Below are 18,161 nucleotides of genomic sequence, written 5' to 3'. Positions count from 1 at the left end.
ACGAAAATTCGGGAGTCGTTGACGAAATGGGCCGGCATTTTAACAGGCTCAGCGATTTGTGCTGCTCTGTCCGACTTGTGACGTACCACGCGATTCAAATTTGCCGGTTTTGTTACTTTCGCGGAGGATGCGCGGTGATTTTGCGGCTAATGTTCTCATTCGTGACACAAAATAACGTTTTGATAACCGTTGTCATTTGGTCATTGAACATCGCGACGGCATAATGCCCCGCCCACATCATTGCAGAGTCTAGGGAGCTAGCTTGTCTACGCCTGTCGAACCCTTGCGTTTGCTGCTACTGGCCGAAGAGCCAGCGTGGACAGCGTTATTGCGCGAGTGTCTGGCTCCGATGGGGAGCGCGGCGGTGCTGATCAGCGCGCCGAGCTGGGACTCGGTCAGCAGTTTGTTCGAAGACAACCGCAATGCGGTGTTGTTGACCCTTCCGGCATTGCAACCGGCACCGGGCCGTTGCAGCCTGCCGACGGTATTGCTGCTGGAACATGAGCCGGACACCGCGCCGGTTGGCGTCAGCGACTGGCTGGTGTTCGACGCCCTTGACGCCGGCATGCTGCGCCGTTGCCTGCGCCATGTGCGCGAACGTGGCGTTCTCGAAAACACCCTGCAACGCCTCGCCGAACAGGATCCGTTGACCGGCATCGCCAATCGCCAGGGTTTCCAGACCTTGCTCGCCGCGCGCCTCGCGGAAAACGACGGCCGCGGCCTGGCCCTCGGGCATCTCGATCTCGACAACTTTCGTCACGCCAACGATGCGCTTGGCCATCAGGCCGGCGACCGCTTGATCCTGCAAGTCGTCGCACGGCTGAAAAGTCAGCTGGAGGCCGGCGATCAGCTGGCGCGGCTGGGCAGCGACGAGTTTGCCCTGCTGATCGATACTCGCCGTGCACCGCAGCGCGCCGAGTGGATGGCCGAACGCATCACCGAAGCGCTCGCCGAACCGTATTGGGTCGATGGCGAAAGCTTGCTGATCGGCTCCAGCCTCGGCATCGCCCATGCCCGCGCGCAGGGCGGCGCCGATCCGCTGATGTGGCACGCGCACATCGCCATGCAGCAGGCCAAGAGCACCCAGGGCTGCACTTTTCATATCTTCAACGAACGCATCAACCGCAACGCGCGGAGCATGGCTGATCTGGAAAGCGAGCTGCGCCGGGCCTTGCGCCGCGATGAGCTGGAGCTGCATTACCAGCCCCGTCTGAATATGCAGGATGGCCAGATTGTCGGCCTCGAAGCGTTGGTACGTTGGCGTCACAGCGAGCGCGGCCTGCTGCCGCCGAGTGAATTCGTGCCGCTGGCCGAGCAGAGTGGTTTGATCGTGCCGTTGGGTTACTGGGTGATTTCCAGGGCGCTGCGCGATATGCAGGCCTTGCGTGAACGCGGGTTGCCGGCACTGCACATGGCGATCAACTTGTCGTTCCGCCAGTTTCAGGACAGCCAGTTGTTGCCGACGCTCAGCCGCTTGATTGCCGAGCGCGGTGTCGAAGCGCAGTGGCTGGAATTCGAACTGACTGAAACGGCGGTAATGCGTCGTAGCGATCTGGTCAAGCAGACCATGGACGCCCTCGGCCGTCTCGGTGTGCGTTTCTCGCTGGATGACTTCGGCACCGGGTTTTCCTCGTTCGTGCACCTCAACAGCCTGCCGATCACCTTGCTGAAGATCGACAAGAGCTTTGTCGGTGGCATGGAGCAGCGCGAAGAAAACCGCAAACTGGTGCACGCGATGATCAACCTCGCGCACAACCTGCATCTGGAAGTGGTCGCCGAAGGTGTCGAGACGCCGGAGCAGCTTGAACTGCTGCGTGGGTTTGGCTGCGATCAGGTGCAGGGTTATCTGATCAGTCGGCCGTTGCCGCTGGCGGAACTGGTTGAGTACCTGACCTTCGGCTCAAGCCAACAGCCAGCCCTCGAAATCGTAAGCTGAACACATAACCCTGTGGGAGCGAGCTTGCTCGCGAAGGCGGCGACACATTCAATATACATGTGTCAGGTACACCGCTTTCGCGAGCAAGCTCGCTCCCACAGGGAAACTTCATTCAGGTTGAGGGATGTTGAAGCCCTGAGATTGCGGCTCCAGCCGAATCATCCGCTTCATCTTCCACTCAAACGCCAGCGTCAAACTCACCGCCGCACACGCCAGGCCCAGCGCCAAGCCCCACCAGACACCCGTCGGCCCCCAGTTCAAATGGAACGCCATCCACCACGCCGCCGGCGCACCAATCAGCCAATAGCAAGCGAGCCCGACCAGAAATGTGGTCTTGGCATCCTTGAGCCCACGAATGCAGCCCATGGCAATCGTCTGCGTGCCGTCGAACAACTCGAACCACGCCGCCACCGCCAACAGGCTCACCGCAAGGCGAATCACCTCGGCAAACGCCGGATCGTTGTGATCGAGAAACAACCCTACCAACTGATTTGGCAGCAGCCAGAACACCATGGCGAAACCCAGCATCACCACGGCGCCGAAGACGATCCCGACCCGCCCGGACATCCGCGCATCGCTCAATTGCCCCGCGCCGTAATGCTGGCCGACACGCATGGTGATCGCATATGACATGCCCGCCGGCACCATGAACGCCACCGAAACAATCTGCAGGGCAATCTGGTGCGCGCCCAATTGCGTGCTGCCCATGGTGCCCATGCACAGCGCCGCGAAGGCGAACAAACCGACTTCGACGGCGTAGGTGCCACCGATGGGCAGGCCGAGGCGCCACAGCTCTTTCAGGTACTGCCGGTTCGGCCGTGACAGGCCCGCGCGCAGCGGATACGCGTCATACGCCGGATGCCGACGGATGTGCCAGGCCAGCGCCAACGCCATGCAGTTGGCGACGATCGCCGTGACCAGTCCGATGCCCGTCAAGCCCATTTTCGGCAGACCGAACATCCCGGTGATCAGCGCGTAATTGAGCAGGAAGTTGGCCACCGTGCCAGCGAGGCTGATGACCATCACCGGCGTCGCCCGGCCAATCGCACTGGTGAAGCCGCGCAAAGCCATGAAGCTCAGGTAGCCGGGCAGGGCGAAGGGCAGGGCGATCAGAAATTGCCCCGCGGCATTGACGTTGGTTTCGGTCTGGCCGAACAGCAGCAACACCGGTTTCAGGTTCCACAGCAGCAACCCGGCGCCCAGCGCCATCAGCCACGCCAGCCATAAACCGGCCTGGGTCAGACGCGCAGCACCGATGATATCGCCGGCACCTTTGCGAATGGCCACCAGCGTGCCGACCGCCGCAATCACGCCAATGCAGAAAATAGACACGAATGAATAGCTCGCCGCACCGAGACCGCCACCGGCCAACGCTTCAGGACTCAATCGCGCCATCATCAGGGTGTCAGTCAGCACCATCAACATGTGCGCCAACTGTGAAGCGATCAACGGCCCTGCCAGCCGCAGAATGGCCCAGAGTTCGGTACGCACAGGATGCTGCATGGTCATCACCACTCGATTTCAGAGGGAACAGGAAACCGTCGATTCTCGGCGCTTGGCAGGCTTTGCACAAAGGGATAAAAAGGATGGGTGGCATGATTAAAACTCATGCTGATCAGATTCTGTCAGTCCGGCTGCATCCCGCTATAGGAGCTTTCTGTATGTCTCGTCGTCTTCCTCCCTTGTATGCCCTGCGCGCATTTGAAGCGGCGGCGCGACATAGCTCGTTCACCCGTGCGGCGGAAGAGTTGTCGATCACCCAGAGTGCGGTCAGTCGGCATATTCGAACCCTGGAAGATCATTTCGCTTGTCGGCTGTTCCATCGCAGCGGGCGCAATCTGCAACTGACCGAAGCGGCTCGCCTGCTGTTGCCCGGTATCCGCGAAGGTTTCAGTGCGCTGGAGCGGGCCTGTAATACCTTGCGCGCCGAAGACGACATTCTGCGCATGAAGGCGCCGTCGACCTTGACCATGCGCTGGCTGTTGGCGCGGCTCAGTCGTTTCCGTCACTTGCAGCCGGGCAACGAAGTGCAACTGACCAGTGCCTGGATGGATGTCGATTCGGTGGACTTCAACGATGAGCCGTTCGATTGCGCTGTGCTGCTGAGTGACGGGCATTTTCCGTCGGACTGGGAAGCGAGCCTGTTATTTCCCGAAGAACTGATTCCGGTGGGGGCGCCAAACCTGCTGAATGATCAGCCGTGGGATTTGACCCGGCTGGCGTCCACCGAATTGCTCCATCCGACCCCGGATCGTCGTGACTGGCGCAGTTGGCTGGAGCACATGGGGCTGTCTGATCAGGTTTCACTCAAGGGCGGACAGGTGTTCGATACCCTCGAGCTGGGCATGATCGCAGCGGCGCGCGGCTACGGTGTGTCGATGGGCGATCTGTTGATGGTCGCCGAGGACGTCGCGCAAGGACGCCTGAGCCTGCCGTGGCCAACGGCGGTCGCCAGCGGACTGAATTATTACCTGGTGTGGCCAAAGACCCGTCCGGGAGGTGAACGTTTGCGTCGCCTCAGCGACTTCCTGCAAGGCGAAGTCCGCGCCATGGAGCTGCCGGCGGTTGAGCGCTTGAGCTGAAACGTTCGAGCCGCCACAATGGCGGCCTTGCGCCATACCCACGTTGCGCGCTCAAGTATTCGGTTTTCCCGCCGACTATGAGCAAGTGGAACCGTCGTGCCGGTATCCACGATTCACCCCCACTATTAGAAAATTATCCGAGTCGAGATCAAGGAGGATCCCGTGGCTCGGCCAGGAGCTGTCCATGTCTCAACCTCGCGCTCGGATCGCCTCGCAGCTGGGCCTCGCGCTCGCTGTAATACTGGCGATAGTTATCAGTGGCAGTACGGTGTTCGCCTTGCGTTCGCTGGATTCCGCCAACCTCGCCACCCGTGAAGAGCATCTGGCCAGTGAGGCGCGGCTGCTGGCCGACCAGCTGAGTACCTTTCACGGCACGCTGCGTGAAAGCACCCAGCGCCTGAGCGGGCTGTTCGAGAAGCGCTTCAGCGCGGGTCTGAGCATTCACCCGAGTGAACCGGTGACAGTCGCCGGCACCCCAACCCCGGGCCTGCACCTGGGCAGCGAAGTGCTGAACAACAACTTCAAGGAAGTCGACGAGTTCAAGCAGATGACCGCCGGTGTTGCCACCCTGTTCGTGCGCAGCGGCGAAGACTTCGTGCGGGTCAGTACCTCGCTGACCAAGCAGGACGGCACGCGCGCCATCGGCACCTTGCTCGATCACGCGCACCCGGCCTACGCGAAGCTGATGGCAGGACAAAGCTACGTCGGTCGCGCCTTGTTGTTCGAGCGTTCCTACATGACCCAATACACCCCGGTGCGCGATGGCAGCGGCAAGGTGATTGCGGTGCTGTTCGTTGGTTTCGATTACACCGACGCGCAGAACGCCCAGTTCGACAACCTCAAGCGCTTCCGTATCGGCCAGACCGGTTCGCTGGCGTTGCTTGATGAACAGAACAAATGGCTGGTCGCGCCGGCGGGTGTGCAGGCGGTGGATCAGGCGATTCCAGTGATCAATAGTCTGGCCAAGACGCCGGGCAAAGGTCAGTTCTGGGACGACAAGTCCGAGGATTTCTACAGCGTTGCCGTGCCTTTCGACGGCGGGCCGTGGTCGGTCGTGGCGAGCATGCCGAAAGCCGAGATCCGCGCGGTGACCTGGAGCGTCGGCACGCAACTGGCGATCGGCAGTCTGTTGGCGATGCTGTTGGCGGTCGGTTCGGTGGTCTGGTTGCTGCGCAGCAAACTGGCGCCACTGAGCGACTTGGTGCGTCAGGCCGAAGCCTTGGGCGCCGGCGATCTGAGCGTGCGCCTGAACGTGTCGAGCAACGACGAAATCGGCCAGTTGTCGCGCGCGTTCAACCAGATGAGTCAGGCTTTATCGACCATGGTTGAGCACATCCGTCGCGCCTCGCAAGAAGTTAACAGCCGGGCGCAGGCGCTGTCCGGTTTGTCCGGCGGTGCTTATGAGGGCATGGAGCAGCAGTCCGGCGAAATCACCAGCATGGCTGGCGCGGTGGAAGAGTTCAGCGCAACCTCGCTGAACATTGCCGACAACATGGGCGCGACCCAGCGTCTGGCGCAAGAAAACGCTCAGCAAACGCAGATCGGTCGCAGCTCGATGGAAGAAGCGTCGTCCTCGCTGGAGCAAATCGCTGGCGCCCTGAACAGCACCGCCACCGTGATCAACACCCTCGGTCAGCGCTCGCAGGAAATCGGTGGCATCGTTGGCGTGATTACTTCGATTGCCGAGCAGACCAACTTGCTGGCGCTCAACGCCGCGATTGAAGCGGCACGTGCCGGTGAACAAGGTCGCGGCTTCGCCGTGGTGGCCGATGAGGTGCGTAGCCTCGCTTCGCGTACTCGTCAGGCCACTGATGAAATTTCCAGCATGATCCACAGCATCCAGCAGGAAACCGGTAACGCGATCAGCACCATGGAACAGGGCAATGTGCTGATGCAGGAAGGCTTGTCGCGTAACGCCAACGTCGCTTCGGCGCTGGCGCGGATCGATGAGCAAAGCCGTTCGGCGGGGCAGCAGTTTGCCGCGATCACCACCGCGACGCAGGAGCAGAGCAGCACCGCGACTCTGTTGAGCAGTAACCTGCAGAGCATTGCGATGGCCAACAGTGAGCAGCGCGAAGTGGTGTCCAACCTGGCCGTGACCGCCAAGGAGCTGGAAGGTCTGGCGGCCGAACTGCGTCAGGAGGTTGACCGGTTCCGTTAAGGCGCCGGTGCCTTATTGATACACCGAGAGGTCCTCACTGGAGTCGACCTCTCCCCATTCGCCGGTGTAGGTGACAGCTGCAATCGGCACACGACCGGCATCGATAACGCGTTGCAAAGTGTTGGTCATGTGCATGCTGTCGCGTTGCTGCGGCGACAGTTCGGCACGCAGCCGTACGACTTCCGCCCAGCCTTCGGGCGTGAAACGCAAAAGCCCCATGTACTGACCCTGAACGTCATCCACCGATTGCGGCTTGTTGCCGATTTCGGCCAACGTGTGCGTGGCGGTCAGGCGAAAGGTTTCGGCATCCAGCAACGGGTCGCCGAAGCGCTCGGTCCACAACTGCAACCAGTTGGGGTCGTAGGTGACGGCCAACGCCGCGTCGCTGTTGATCAACGACTGCACGGCCACAGGGCTGTAGAAAATATCCGAATAGCTGACGATGCACGGCTGACCCTCAAGCCAGGACTCGGCGCAGGCCAGTGAGGAAACCATGTTGGTCTCGGCCCAGCGCGGGTTGTGAAACTCGCTCAGACCACGCTCTGCCAGCAGCTCGCGCTTGTAACCGGTCACCACCGCGATGTCGCTGATACCCGCTGCCCGCAATGACTCCAGCTGCCATTCCAGCAGCGGTTTACCGCGCAACTCGACCAGACATTTTGGGCGTTCGTCGGTGAGGCTTTTCATGCGGCTGCCACGTCCGGCAGCCAGAATAATGGCTTTCACTACAGGTCTATCCCGTGAATTCTTCAGTGGAATCGGTTTCGCCAAACAGGCGCTGCAGACGCTGAAGGTCGTGCACCGCGAAATCGCTTTCACGCTCCGGGTGCCACATCCAGCCCTGCCACGGTCGTTGCAGGTGGTGGATCGCTTCGATTTCGCCGTCCTCGCTGCGCGCCAGCACCTCGAACCCGAGCGGGCAACCGGCGAGGGCGAAGGTGTGATAGCTGTTGACCTCGGCGACGATCTGCCCGGATAGCTGATGCCGGGTGCGTACATGGCCGGTGACCGGTTTCAACGAGACACCCGACCAGTGCCCAAGCATCTGCATACCCCGGCAAATCCCCAGCAACGGCAGATGGCGCGCATGGGCGTGGTCCAGCAGCCTGCTTTCGGTGAGGTCGCGAGCCGGGCATTGACCGATGTCGTTGCCGCCCGACAGCACGATGGCTTGTGGGTTTACCGCTGCCAGCCAACGATCGAGGTCGTCGGGTGATTGCCAGCCGTTGGGCACTGGCACAGGGATAAAGCCTGCCGCCAGCACAAACGCGATCAGGCGCTGATCCAGCGCGTCACGGCTTTCACCGCGTTCTGGATGCATGTCGACACGTTGGCTGATCGCGACCACTTTCATGACATCAACTCCACTCGGCGACCCGGACAATCGAGATGCAGGAAATCCGCCGTCGACCATCGACGGTAGAGCACTTCGCCAGCGCCAATCACCGCCGGCAAGCCAAGCTCACCGGCACGGATCGCCATGTGCGAATTGGCCCCGCCCCACGCAGTGATCAGCCCGGCAATCGGGTAGGCGAACAGCCAGTCAAACCCCGGATCGGCGTTGGGAATGCAAACAATCGCCCCGGCGAGTTTTTCCCGGTCATCACACAGCACCACCGGCGCAGTCACGCGTTTTTGCGTAATGAAATTGGGCGCCGTTTCCGGCCACTCGAAACTCCAGACATCTTCTGGGCAGGTGATCACCGGCGGCAGCGACACCTTGAGTGTTTCGGCGTAACGCGCCTTGCCTTGTTCGATGCTGCGCAACAGCAGCTCTTTCGGGTCCGCCGCTGCTACGTGCAGCTCCTGGAAAGCGCTGATGTCGCAATAAGCCAGATCCTCGCGACCAATGCCGTACTGCGCACCGACCTGCGCGATCAGGGCCAAGGCATCGGAGAGGTTACGCGTGAAGTGAAACTTGGCCAGCTCGCGCAGCTCGATGCCGTTCTGCAGGAAATCCAGCAGCCCCACCGGATCAGGCTGCAGGCCATGGGCTTCGAGCTGTTTGACGATTTCGCGCATCTGCGGCAGCGTCAGCGAAAACGGTCGCAGCGGTTCCGGCGCAGCGGGGCTTTGCGTCCAGTCGAAATACAGCTCTGGCGCCTCGTCGTAACGCGGCGAGAGGATGTCGTAAGTACCCGGTCGCAAATGCCCGTAACGGGCGAGGAACGTGGTTTTGTCGAGGGTGGCGCGGTCACGGGCCAACTGCCCGCTGACCGTAGAAACCCCGGCCATGAACGCATCGTAATCCGCCTGCGAAAACACGCCGACGCTGACCAGCGATCGCAGCATCTGCACGGCAACAAACCCGGCGCGGGCCAGGCCGGCGAAGGGCAGGGTGCCATAACGCTTGGCATCCTCCAGCAGCCAGTAGATGCGTTCGAGCGGGTCGGCATTGGAGGCCAGCAACTCTTCGCGACGGGCGTTGAGTACCTCAAGCTTATTGGCATCGCTGCGCCACAAACCGTCCTTGGGGTGCACGATGCGGTTGGTCAGCTTGCGCAGACTGGTGCTGATGGCGTCCAGTTCATGCTCAAGAAAACCGGCACTGCGCAAACGCTCCAGTTGCTGCGACAAGTCGAGGGTGTAGCAGGAGAAAACGATCTCGAACTCTACCTTGTCGTGCAGCGTCGGTTCCGCCAGCAAGCGATCAATGTAGTAGTCGACCAGGCGACCGGCCAGCCCTTCATCAAGGTCGGCCGGAATGAACGAGTTGAACGACAGGCGCACATCGATATACGGCAGACCAAAAAAATGCGGCATCAGCGGGAAGCTGCGCAAGTTACGATAGCCATAGTTGTGGCGCTGGTAAGCCCAGATCGAGTCGGTGACCAGATCCCGATACAACGAAAGCGCCAACGGTTTGGGCCGGATACCGATGATCTCGGCCGGGTTCCAGTCGGGCATCACGCCGTACACGGTGCGCTGACCGATCAGAAATGGGTGCGGACGCATGCCCCGTTCGACTTTGCTCTGAATGCTTTGCAGGCGGGCGAACTGGGTGGCTGCGGATTCAGGCTCCGCCGGCAGAATCAATGGCCGGGCTTGCAGCAGCCAGAGTGTCTCGCCCTCAGCATCGCGGGTGACCGCGAACTCGCAGTCGACCGGTCGATCACCAAACAGGCTGAGCAATTCCTCGAGCAAGTCCACCACCGGTGCGAGCGCCGCGGGCGCTGCCACAGCACTGTGCGCCGCCTGCTGCCAGAGCCGACCACCCATGCCGCCAGTGACGGCGGCGGTGTCATCGCCCTCTGACCAATTCACCACGCGATACGGTGCGCAGGTGTTGGGGTCGTGAGAGAAGGCCACGCCGGAGCGCAGCACATTGCCGAGCATTGGTTGAATCAGAATCTCGTCAGTCAGATGCACGTCGCCGTAACTGGCGATGACTTGTTTGATCGCCGAGACCAGTTCAGCCTCATCGACATTCGGCACCGACAGGAAGGCGCCGGCGAACGAGGCCAGTGCACTGTCCTCGCGCCCGCAACTGGAGCGCACGATCCACGGAGCGCTCGGCAGCCGCTGCTGGATGTCCTCAACGCAGGCGCGCTGATCCAGTTGCCAGTCCGCCACAGTGAACGCCAGCAACGGCGCAATGTGCGCCGAGGCGAGCCGCCCTTGCAGGCTGGTCAGGGTGCCGGCCTTGGTTGAGAAATGCAGGGCCATCAGCGGTTATCTCAGTTGAGCAACCCAGATGTTGGTCGAGTACGGAATCTGGATCGACGGCGTCTGCAGGCTTTTCAGGTAGTCGTCGATGGCCGCGATCACTTCATGGAAGCTGGCGCCAGCCTGACGTTCCAGCGTGGCGTGCGAGCGCCAGGCTTCGAGGCATTCTTCGATCGACTGCTCGTGAATCACGCGGGCATCCAGATGCACGACCGGGCCGAACAGTTCGCTGGCGTCGATCACGGCAGTCTGGTCTTCGCGACGGGTGCCGTAGCCATAGCCGGCCACGCGCTCTTTGATGATCGCTTCGATGCGCGCCTGGATCGGGTCTTCCAGATTGCGGTGGTTCCACATGCAGGCAAACCAGCCGCGCGGCTTGAGAATGCGCGCGGTTTCCTTGAGCGCCTGCTGACGATCGCAGACATTGAAGGAGCTGCCGAACGTGACCATGTCGAACGCTTGCGCCGACTGGCCGGTGGCTTCACCGGTGCCTTCGTGCCATTTGACGTTTTGCAGTTCCGCGGTGCGCTTGATGCCATTGCCGCGCATGGCATCGTTGGGTTCTACCGCTGTGACATCCAGACCACGGGCGGCCAGCATCAGCGTCAAGTGCGCAACACCCGCGCCGACGTCGCAGAACTTGTCGCCTTGCTCGGCACCGGCAATCGACAGCATGGCGTCGATGGCCGCGTCGGCGTAGTCAGGGCGCTTCAAATAGGCATCGGCCAGAGTGGTGTAGTCCCATTCGGTTTTCATAGTCAGTTCCTTCCAAGAATTTTAGGGAGCAAATCATCGGCCAGACGCGGGCTGGAGCGTTCGTGATCGAACTCAACCAGGCAGTCCGCCGCCAGCGGTTCATCAATGTCCAGGTCGAGCCCGGCAACGTTATGCAGTTCGCCCGCATCGAAACGGCGATAGATGCCCTTGGGGTCGCGGCGACGCAACTCCTCGACGGGCACCTTCAGATAAATCTCGAAATAATTGGGCAGATGGGCGCGGTTCCACTGGTGAACCTCGCGAAACAGCGAAATCGTGGCGATCACCACGGTTTGTCCCTGCGCAGCGATCATTTTGCACAGGCGAGCGTATTGCAGAGCGAGGGCCAGGCGACCTTCGCGGCCATGGTTCTGTGAGTTGGCAGCGGCTGCGCCGAATACTTCGCGCAATTCATCGCCATCGAGCATGACCACCGATTGTCCTTCAGCACGCAGTCTGGCAACCAATTCACCGGCCAGCGTTGATTTGCCCGCTCCTGAAAGGCCCGTAATCCAGATTACCTGTCCACCCGCATCACATTTCATAGTGTTCTGACTTGTGTTCGATTCGAGTGTATCGGCAGGCTGTTTCCTTGCATGAGGTCAGGCCTGCGTTATTTTAATGTTTATCCCGCTCGTAAATGTCCCCGAAAGAGTCAATCGAGAGCGGGCAATACTTCGACTCGTGCCGGTATTCAATCAGGTCGTGGAACACTTCCTGTGGCAGAGGCAAGTCGCTGTATTGTGCCTGGTAGAACTTGTTGTATATGTAATAGCTGTCTTCTGGTTTCAGCAGGCTGAACCCTAGCGCCATGTCTCTGAGCTCATTGCTGCTTCTGGCAATTGGCAATAGGTTGTCCATTTGCTTTAGCCAGGCGTCGACCGTGAGATTGCTCTCTTCGGTAAAGGGCACGTAATAAATCGGCAGCTTGCAGGTGTTGAGCATGAACGAAACACCGCCGGTGGATGCATCGGTGATGACCGTGTCGCATTGTGTATAGAAAGCCGTGCTGCTGGTCCCGGGCTTGTCTATGGTTATCCAGTCATGGGCAGACAGTTGTTCGCACAGATCCTTCACGGTCGGATGGGAAAGTTCGGCCATGTACGGACGCAAGATGAACGTCGCGTGGGGAATTTGCGACTTCACTGCATTGATGACGGTCTGCAGATTCTCATACAGAGTCGCCCCGTTCGGGCAGATACCCAGTTGGGTCGGCAGAAGCCCTACGACATAGTCGTCCGAGGTTTTTGTCGATGGCGGTGACGATTCGAAGTTGCCGGGAATCTTCACCGGCAGCGTGGCGACCGGGCTGGTGCTGCGCATGTCCGAACGCAAGGCCAGTCCATCGATCAACAGTGTTTTCAGGGCCTTTCTATCGCGACGGTATGCCTGCATTCCGGCCGTGATCAAATCAAAGCCTGACCGGGAAGAGGCAATGATCACATCCCAGTAAGAGGTCAACTCGGCGTAGTAATACTTGTCTTTGGTCGGCATCCCGACATTGCCGTGACTGATGAAGATGCCAAAATTCGAGTTATCCAGCAGACGTCCGGCATAGGCATCATTTGAAATGACAACCTGCGATTTCAGGCTTGCAATGAACTCATTACCAATCTGCTCTACCGGGAAGTCAAGGACGGCTTCGACTTCATCTCTGCTCAAGCCGGTACGATCAGTATTGAGCACGATACAGTTATATTTTTCTCGAAGCGATTTAAGCGCTGGAATCAAATACTCGAGATATGTTTTGCCACCGTCCGCCACGTTGCTGAGCAAGTAAACATTTTTCATGATCAAGTTTTGCTTTCAAAGTTTGTTTAAATAAGGCCAATGCCGGACAGAGTAATAACGCCGGGCGAGGGCTTTTTAGTTGTCTGGATTTAAATTAATGAATTGAACAGCTTTGTCCGGTAAACATTAGAAATCTTGTCCATGATGTCCCGCCTCCATTTTCACGCTGAATAATGCTCTATGTCTTGACGATAGACGGATAAATAGCAAAAAAGAGCGCCGCCGTTATATCACATCTCGGCCCATGGCCATCAGCGCCCCGACGTTTATTTTCAGGGTCGTCCGTTTACGAGCAGCGCCGATGTTCATTGTGTTGCCGGCCGATATTGCAAGGCCTCCGCCAAGTGTTCGCGCGTGATGTCCTTTTCCTGACTCAGATCGGCCAACGTCCTGGCGACTTTGAGCAACCGGTGCGCCGAGCGCAGTGACAGGGTCAGCCGTTCACAGGCTGATTCCAGCCAGGCCTCATCGGCTGTGGATAACCTGCAGTGGCGACGCAGGCCGGGCAGATCAAGAAACGCATTGGCACATCCCTGGCGTTTCTGTTGTCGCTCGCGGGCCTCGGCTACCAACGCGGCCGCACTGGCGCTGTCTTCTCCTGGCTTTACCGCAGGATTCAGCGCTGTCGCCTCTCGCGCTACCGTCAGGTGTAAGTCGATCCGGTCCAGCAGGGGGCCCGACAACTTGTTGCGATAACGCTGAACCATGTCCGGGGTGCACGAGCACTTGCCGCTGGGTTCGCCAAGATATCCACAGGGGCAAGGATTCATCGCCGCCACCAACTGAAAGCGCGCGGGAAACCGCACGCGATCCTTGGCTCGAGCGATCACGATGAACCCCGACTCCAAAGGCTCCCGTAAGACTTCCAGCACCTTGCGATCAAATTCCGGCAGCTCATCGAGGAACAGCACGCCGTGGTGGGCGAGGGTGATTTCTCCGGGTTGCGGTTTTGAGCTGCCACCGACCAGTGCCGGCCCGGATGCCGAGTGGTGCGGTTGGCGGAACGGACGCTGCGGCCAATGGGTCAGCGGCGCCCCACTGGCAACTGACTGTATTGCCGCTACCTCTAGTGCTTCGCTCTCGGCCAAGGGTGGCAACAGCCCTGGCAACCGGCTGGCGAGCAAGGTCTTGCCGGTGCCCGGCGGCCCGCTGAACAGCAGGTTATGGGCACCTGCAGCAGCAATCAGCAACGCCCGTTTCGCCGCCATTTGCCCCTGCACCTCATTCAAGTCGGGATAAGGTTTGCTGGCATGCATCAACCCGTCGGACACATAAGGCTCAACCGGCGTATGCCCGTTGAAATGCGCCACCGCCTCGAGCAAATGATCCACGGCGTACACCTTCAACCCCGAAGCCAGGCACGCTTCCTCGGCATTCGCCCGCGGCACCACCAGCGCACGCCCCGCCTTGCGCGCCGCCAACGCTGCCGGCAACACGCCGCGCACCGCTCGTACTGCGCCGGACAACGCCAACTCACCCAGACATTCCACATCATCCAGCGTCAGGCACGGCACCTGCACACTCGCCGACAGAATCCCCAAGGCAATCGCCAGATCAAACCGCCCACCATCCTTGGGCAGATCCGCCGGCGCCAGATTCAAGGTGATCCGCCGCGCCGGAAACTGCAGCCCGGAATTGATGATCGCGCTGCGCACCCGATCCTTGCTCTCCTTCACCGCCGCCTCGGGCAGCCCGACCATGGTCAGCGACGGCAGTCCGTTGGCCAGATGGACTTCGACGGTGACAGCGGGGGCTTCCACGCCTATCTGGGCGCGACTGTGGACGATGGAGAGGGACATGGTCGTTCCTTGAGCTGAATCGGGGGCCGCTTCCTGCGGGTTTTTAAAGGGTAGTTGGGGGAGGGGATGTTGCTAGGTGGATTCTATGAGCGAATTTTCACCGGATGTTGCAGGAGACAATAACCTGCAGGCATAAAAAACCGCCTGTTAGGCGGTCATTTTTTGCGGTACTCAGGTTCCACAGGCGTAGGCACTCCGCAAAATAGTTCGGTGCTTTCACATGGATGCTTCGCAGTGGCCTCCGTGAGGTAAACGTGGATTATGGGTCATGCCCCATGAAAATCGAGACGAAAAAAAACCGCCTTGAGAAGGCGGTTTTTTATATGCAGGCTTCGGTGAGGCCAAGGCCTGCGCATCCTTAGCGGACACACTCGTGTTGCCCGAGATTATGCATATTTGACCGGTGGCGCAAGCATCATTGAAATTTCAGCCAATCAATCGATTAAAAGATTCGAGGACCGAAATCGGTTTGCCAGTACATGATAACGACTTGATACAACTTGTTTAAATGCCACGGCCGGACAGCGAATACCATTCGCCGTGACGATGCCCACTCATCGAGTGTTCGCAAAGTGTGGTCGGGAGCGAAAAAAATTCATGTTCCTCGACACGGTTTGAGACCCGTGCCGGTGCTGATCTTGGGGAGCCCACACCCGGCCGCCTTGGCGGACACACTCGTGTGTAGTCCCGAAGGTGTTCGTACGCCGGAAAGTGCATCGGAGGTTTGGCCCCACGCAAGGAGGGCCAAAGTATGTCTAAGTTTCTTAAACATATGTGGCGCCTCGTCAGGGTCGCGTTATGGGCTTTTCGCCTGTACGAGATTCTGCGAGACCGTTGGAATAATTCGTTGTAAGGATTGAGCTGACGGAAACCGCTCCTGTCTCGGCAGGAGCGGTTTGATTGACCTTTCGACATACATACTTCGAATGTTTGCCAAGAACGGGAAGGTCGTGCCGACCTTCAATCGCTAGCAGGCTAGCTCCCACAGGGGATTGCGGGGTTATTCGGCTGGCGGTGTCAGCTTGGCTTCCATCTCGGCAACCTTGGCTTCAAGGCTCTCGAGGCGTGCGCGAGTACGCGCCAACACAACCATCTGACTATCAAACTCTTCACGGCTGACCAGGTCGAGTTTGCTGAAGGCACTTTGCAGCAGCATCTTGAACTGGCTTTCGATTTCGGCTTTTGGCAGCGGGGTGTCGCCGCTGAACAGGCGGGAGGCGGTGCCGCTCAGGGCGTCGAGGAAGTCTTTGGGCGCGAGCATGGTGGATGTCCTGGAAACAATGGCCGGCAGTGTATCACGCAGTGTCTATAGTCAATCTCGTGGTCAGGGATGCACGCTTTTCGCGCAGGCGGACGGACGGCGACGCACCGTTGTTGTGCGTATCCGGATAGCGTTTTGCACGCGACGGCTTGCGGCAGCGGCCAAGGGATTGAAATCAGGGGATTTTGGCGAGATGGCAAGGTTTCTGCTTAGTCACCTTCGACCCATGCACTGATGCAGTCGCTGTGACGAATGCAGTGCGGCAGACGGAGCGGGGAGTTTCGTCAGCAGCGGTTAGCTGGCGTCAGTCGGGCAGGTATGGCCGACGATGCGTTACAAAGCCAGGCACTGCGCTTAGACTTGAGTCGGGTTTGTTTTCCTGGGGCAAGTCCACCAATTCGGGAGAGAGTTTCATGAAGCTAGTCACTGCCATCATCAAGCCGTTCAAGTTGGACGACGTGCGCGAGTCGCTGTCCGAAATCGGCGTGCAGGGCATTACCGTTACTGAAGTCAAAGGCTTCGGCCGGCAGAAGGGTCACACCGAGCTGTATCGCGGCGCGGAATATGTGGTCGATTTTCTGCCCAAGGTGAAAATCGACGTGGCCATCGACGACAAGGATCTGGATCGGGTTATCGAGGCGATAACCAAAGCGGCCAACACCGGCAAGATCGGTGACGGCAAGATCTTCGTGGTCAATCTGGAACAGGCGATCCGCATCCGTACCGGCGAAACCGATACCGACGCGATTTAACCGCCGCCACAAACCCCAACGCCCCAGGAGAAAACAATATGACTCTGCGTAAATTCGCAGGGCTAGGAGCCCTGTTGTCCATCGTAATGCCCAGCCTTGCAATGGCGGCAGACGAAGTGGCGGCCCCAGTCCTCAATTCCGGCGACACCGCCTGGATGCTCACCTCGACAGCCCTCGTGCTGTTCATGACCATCCCCGGCCTGGCGCTGTTCTACGGCGGCATGGTTCGCTCGAAAAACATTCTTTCCGTGATGATGCAGTGCTTCGCCATTACCGGTCTGATCAGCATCCTGTGGGTCATTTATGGCTACAGCATTGCGTTCGACACCACCGGCATGGAGCAGGGCGTCGTCAACTTCAACTCGTTCTTCGGCGGCATGGGCAAGGCGTTCCTCGCCGGTGTCACGCCTTCGAGCCTGACCGGCCCAGCGGCTTTGTTCCCTGAGGCGGTGTTCATCACCTTCCAGATGACCTTCGCGATCATCACTCCAGCGCTGATCGTCGGTGCATTCGCCGAGCGGATGAAGTTCTCCGCGATGCTGATCTTCATGGGCATCTGGTTCACCCTGGTTTATGCGCCGATCGCGCACATGGTCTGGTCCGGCAACGGCGGCCTGATGTGGGACTGGGGCGTGCTCGACTTCGCGGGCGGCACCGTGGTGCACATCAACGCTGGTGTGGCCGGTCTGATTGCCTGCCTGGTGTTGGGCAAACGTAAAGGCTTCCCGACCACCCCGATGGCTCCGCACAACCTCGGTTACACCCTGATGGGCGCGGCGATGCTGTGGGTCGGCTGGTTCGGCTTCAACGCCGGTTCCGCTGCGGCGGCCAACGGCACCGCCGGCATGGCGATGCTGGTCACTCAGATTGCTACCGCTGCTGCGGCACTGGGCTGGATGTTTGCCGAGTGGGTCACCCACGGCAAGCCAAGCGCACTGGGTATCGCTTCGGGTGTGGTGGCCGGTCTGGTAGCGATTACTCCGGCTGCCGGCACCGTGGGCCCGATGGGCGCACTGGTCATCGGTCTGGCCGCAGGCGTTGTGTGCTTCTTCTGCGCCACCACGCTGAAACGCAAACTCGGTTATGACGATTCCCTGGATGCCTTCGGCGTACACGGTATCGGCGGTATTCTCGGCGCGATCCTCACCGGTGTCTTCGCTGCGCCGGCTCTGGGTGGCTTCGGCACCGTCACCGATATCGGTGCGCAAGTCTGGATTCAGGTAAAAGGCGTGGGCTTCACGGTGATCTACACCGCGATCGTCACCTTCGTCATCCTCAAGGTCCTGGACGCCGTGATGGGTCTGCGTGTGACCGAGGAAGAAGAGTCGGTCGGCCTCGATCTGGCACAACACAACGAACGCGGCTACAACCTGTAAGTACGCGCACTGAAAAAAATTGCCCGGTTCGCCGGGCATTTTTTTGTCCGGGATTTGTCATTTAGCGACAGGCTGAAAGGA

At 59.7% G+C, this 18,161-nt stretch carries 14 protein-coding genes; 5 read left to right on the top strand and 9 right to left on the bottom strand.

The window, feature by feature from the left end; translation table 11 throughout:
• Positions 1–262 precede the first annotated feature (262 nt).
• Complete coding sequence (locus HUW52_RS30105; protein ID WP_016985835.1) at positions 263–1,936, top strand: bifunctional diguanylate cyclase/phosphodiesterase; 1,674 nt, start codon at positions 263–265, stop codon at positions 1,934–1,936.
• Between the two features lie 108 nt (positions 1,937–2,044).
• On the opposite strand, the gene HUW52_RS30100 is transcribed toward HUW52_RS30105, so the two are convergent.
• Positions 2,045–3,439 carry a NorM family multidrug efflux MATE transporter gene (locus HUW52_RS30100; protein ID WP_034152289.1) on the bottom strand — a complete coding sequence of 465 codons (1,395 nt, stop codon included), beginning with the start codon at positions 3,437–3,439 and terminating at the stop codon, positions 2,045–2,047.
• Between the two features lie 158 nt (positions 3,440–3,597).
• On the opposite strand from HUW52_RS30100, the gene HUW52_RS30095 reads away from it, so the two are divergent.
• Complete coding sequence (locus tag HUW52_RS30095; RefSeq protein WP_175555626.1) at positions 3,598–4,518, top strand: LysR substrate-binding domain-containing protein; 921 nt, start codon at positions 3,598–3,600, stop codon at positions 4,516–4,518.
• A 184-nt stretch (positions 4,519–4,702) separates the two neighbouring features.
• Positions 4,703–6,679, top strand: coding sequence for a methyl-accepting chemotaxis protein (locus tag HUW52_RS30090; RefSeq protein ID WP_175555625.1), 1,977 nt, complete (start codon positions 4,703–4,705; stop codon positions 6,677–6,679).
• Positions 6,680–6,691: 12 nt separating this feature from the next.
• Here the strand turns inward: HUW52_RS30090 and HUW52_RS30085 are convergent, their stop codons facing one another.
• From HUW52_RS30085 to HUW52_RS30050, 8 genes are all read right to left on the bottom strand, one after another.
• Positions 6,692–7,405 (bottom strand): phosphocholine cytidylyltransferase family protein, encoded by a 714-nt coding sequence (locus HUW52_RS30085; RefSeq protein WP_175555624.1) that lies wholly within the window; start codon positions 7,403–7,405, stop codon positions 6,692–6,694.
• Between the two features lie 7 nt (positions 7,406–7,412).
• Positions 7,413–8,033, bottom strand: a complete 621-nt coding sequence (locus tag HUW52_RS30080) for a gamma-glutamyl-gamma-aminobutyrate hydrolase (protein ID WP_016985840.1) — start codon at positions 8,031–8,033, stop codon at positions 7,413–7,415.
• The gene (locus tag HUW52_RS30075) at positions 8,030–10,345 is read right to left on the bottom strand and encodes a PEP-utilizing enzyme (RefSeq protein ID WP_175555623.1); all 2,316 of its coding nucleotides are present in this window, start codon (positions 10,343–10,345) and stop codon (positions 8,030–8,032) included. Before HUW52_RS30075 ends, HUW52_RS30080 begins: the two co-directional genes overlap by 4 nt.
• A 6-nt stretch (positions 10,346–10,351) precedes the next feature.
• Positions 10,352–11,101, bottom strand: a complete 750-nt coding sequence (locus tag HUW52_RS30070) for a class I SAM-dependent methyltransferase (RefSeq protein WP_064116408.1) — start codon at positions 11,099–11,101, stop codon at positions 10,352–10,354.
• A 2-nt stretch (positions 11,102–11,103) separates the two neighbouring features.
• Positions 11,104–11,646 (bottom strand): adenylyl-sulfate kinase, encoded by a 543-nt coding sequence (locus HUW52_RS30065; protein WP_175555622.1) that lies wholly within the window; start codon positions 11,644–11,646, stop codon positions 11,104–11,106.
• Between the two features lie 73 nt (positions 11,647–11,719).
• A complete protein-coding gene (locus tag HUW52_RS30060) occupies positions 11,720–12,892 on the bottom strand; it encodes a hypothetical protein (RefSeq protein WP_016985844.1) in 1,173 nt (390 codons plus the stop codon).
• Positions 12,893–13,197: 305 nt separating this feature from the next.
• Complete coding sequence (locus tag HUW52_RS30055; RefSeq protein ID WP_175555621.1) at positions 13,198–14,691, bottom strand: YifB family Mg chelatase-like AAA ATPase; 1,494 nt, start codon at positions 14,689–14,691, stop codon at positions 13,198–13,200.
• Positions 14,692–15,691: 1,000 nt separating this feature from the next.
• A complete protein-coding gene (locus tag HUW52_RS30050; protein WP_007920416.1) occupies positions 15,692–15,952 on the bottom strand; it encodes an accessory factor UbiK family protein in 261 nt (86 codons plus the stop codon).
• Positions 15,953–16,365: 413 nt separating this feature from the next.
• Between HUW52_RS30050 and glnK the strand changes: the two genes are divergently transcribed.
• The gene (gene glnK / locus HUW52_RS30045; protein ID WP_002555808.1) at positions 16,366–16,704 is read left to right on the top strand and encodes a P-II family nitrogen regulator; all 339 of its coding nucleotides are present in this window, start codon (positions 16,366–16,368) and stop codon (positions 16,702–16,704) included.
• 38 nt (positions 16,705–16,742) lie between these two features.
• Entirely contained in the window at positions 16,743–18,080 is a 1,338-nt protein-coding gene (locus HUW52_RS30040) for an ammonium transporter (RefSeq protein ID WP_175555620.1), read from the top strand.
• The last annotated feature ends 81 nt before the right edge of the window (positions 18,081–18,161 follow it).

Origin of the sequence: Pseudomonas sp. 43A, from assembly GCF_013363935.1 — a bacterium.
In the GTDB taxonomy this organism is placed as follows: Bacteria; Pseudomonadota; Gammaproteobacteria; order Pseudomonadales; family Pseudomonadaceae; genus Aquipseudomonas; species Aquipseudomonas crudilactis.
Note: the sequence above shows the minus strand (reverse complement) of the source record. Positions and strands in the feature narration are given on the sequence as shown.

Coding starts and splice junctions, on each gene's coding strand:
- HUW52_RS30055 (WP_175555621.1), bottom strand. CDS start 14,691: ATGTCCCTCTCCATCGTCCACAGTCGCGCCCAGATAGGCGTGGAAGCC.
- HUW52_RS30060 (WP_016985844.1), bottom strand. CDS start 12,892: ATGAAAAATGTTTACTTGCTCAGCAACGTGGCGGACGGTGGCAAAACA.
- HUW52_RS30050 (WP_007920416.1), bottom strand. CDS start 15,952: ATGCTCGCGCCCAAAGACTTCCTCGACGCCCTGAGCGGCACCGCCTCC.
- HUW52_RS30080 (WP_016985840.1), bottom strand. CDS start 8,033: ATGAAAGTGGTCGCGATCAGCCAACGTGTCGACATGCATCCAGAACGC.
- HUW52_RS30040 (WP_175555620.1), top strand. CDS start 16,743: ATGACTCTGCGTAAATTCGCAGGGCTAGGAGCCCTGTTGTCCATCGTA.
- HUW52_RS30075 (WP_175555623.1), bottom strand. CDS start 10,345: ATGGCCCTGCATTTCTCAACCAAGGCCGGCACCCTGACCAGCCTGCAA.
- HUW52_RS30100 (WP_034152289.1), bottom strand. CDS start 3,439: ATGCAGCATCCTGTGCGTACCGAACTCTGGGCCATTCTGCGGCTGGCA.
- HUW52_RS30095 (WP_175555626.1), top strand. CDS start 3,598: ATGTCTCGTCGTCTTCCTCCCTTGTATGCCCTGCGCGCATTTGAAGCG.
- glnK (WP_002555808.1), top strand. CDS start 16,366: ATGAAGCTAGTCACTGCCATCATCAAGCCGTTCAAGTTGGACGACGTG.
- HUW52_RS30070 (WP_064116408.1), bottom strand. CDS start 11,101: ATGAAAACCGAATGGGACTACACCACTCTGGCCGATGCCTATTTGAAG.
- HUW52_RS30065 (WP_175555622.1), bottom strand. CDS start 11,646: ATGAAATGTGATGCGGGTGGACAGGTAATCTGGATTACGGGCCTTTCA.
- HUW52_RS30090 (WP_175555625.1), top strand. CDS start 4,703: ATGTCTCAACCTCGCGCTCGGATCGCCTCGCAGCTGGGCCTCGCGCTC.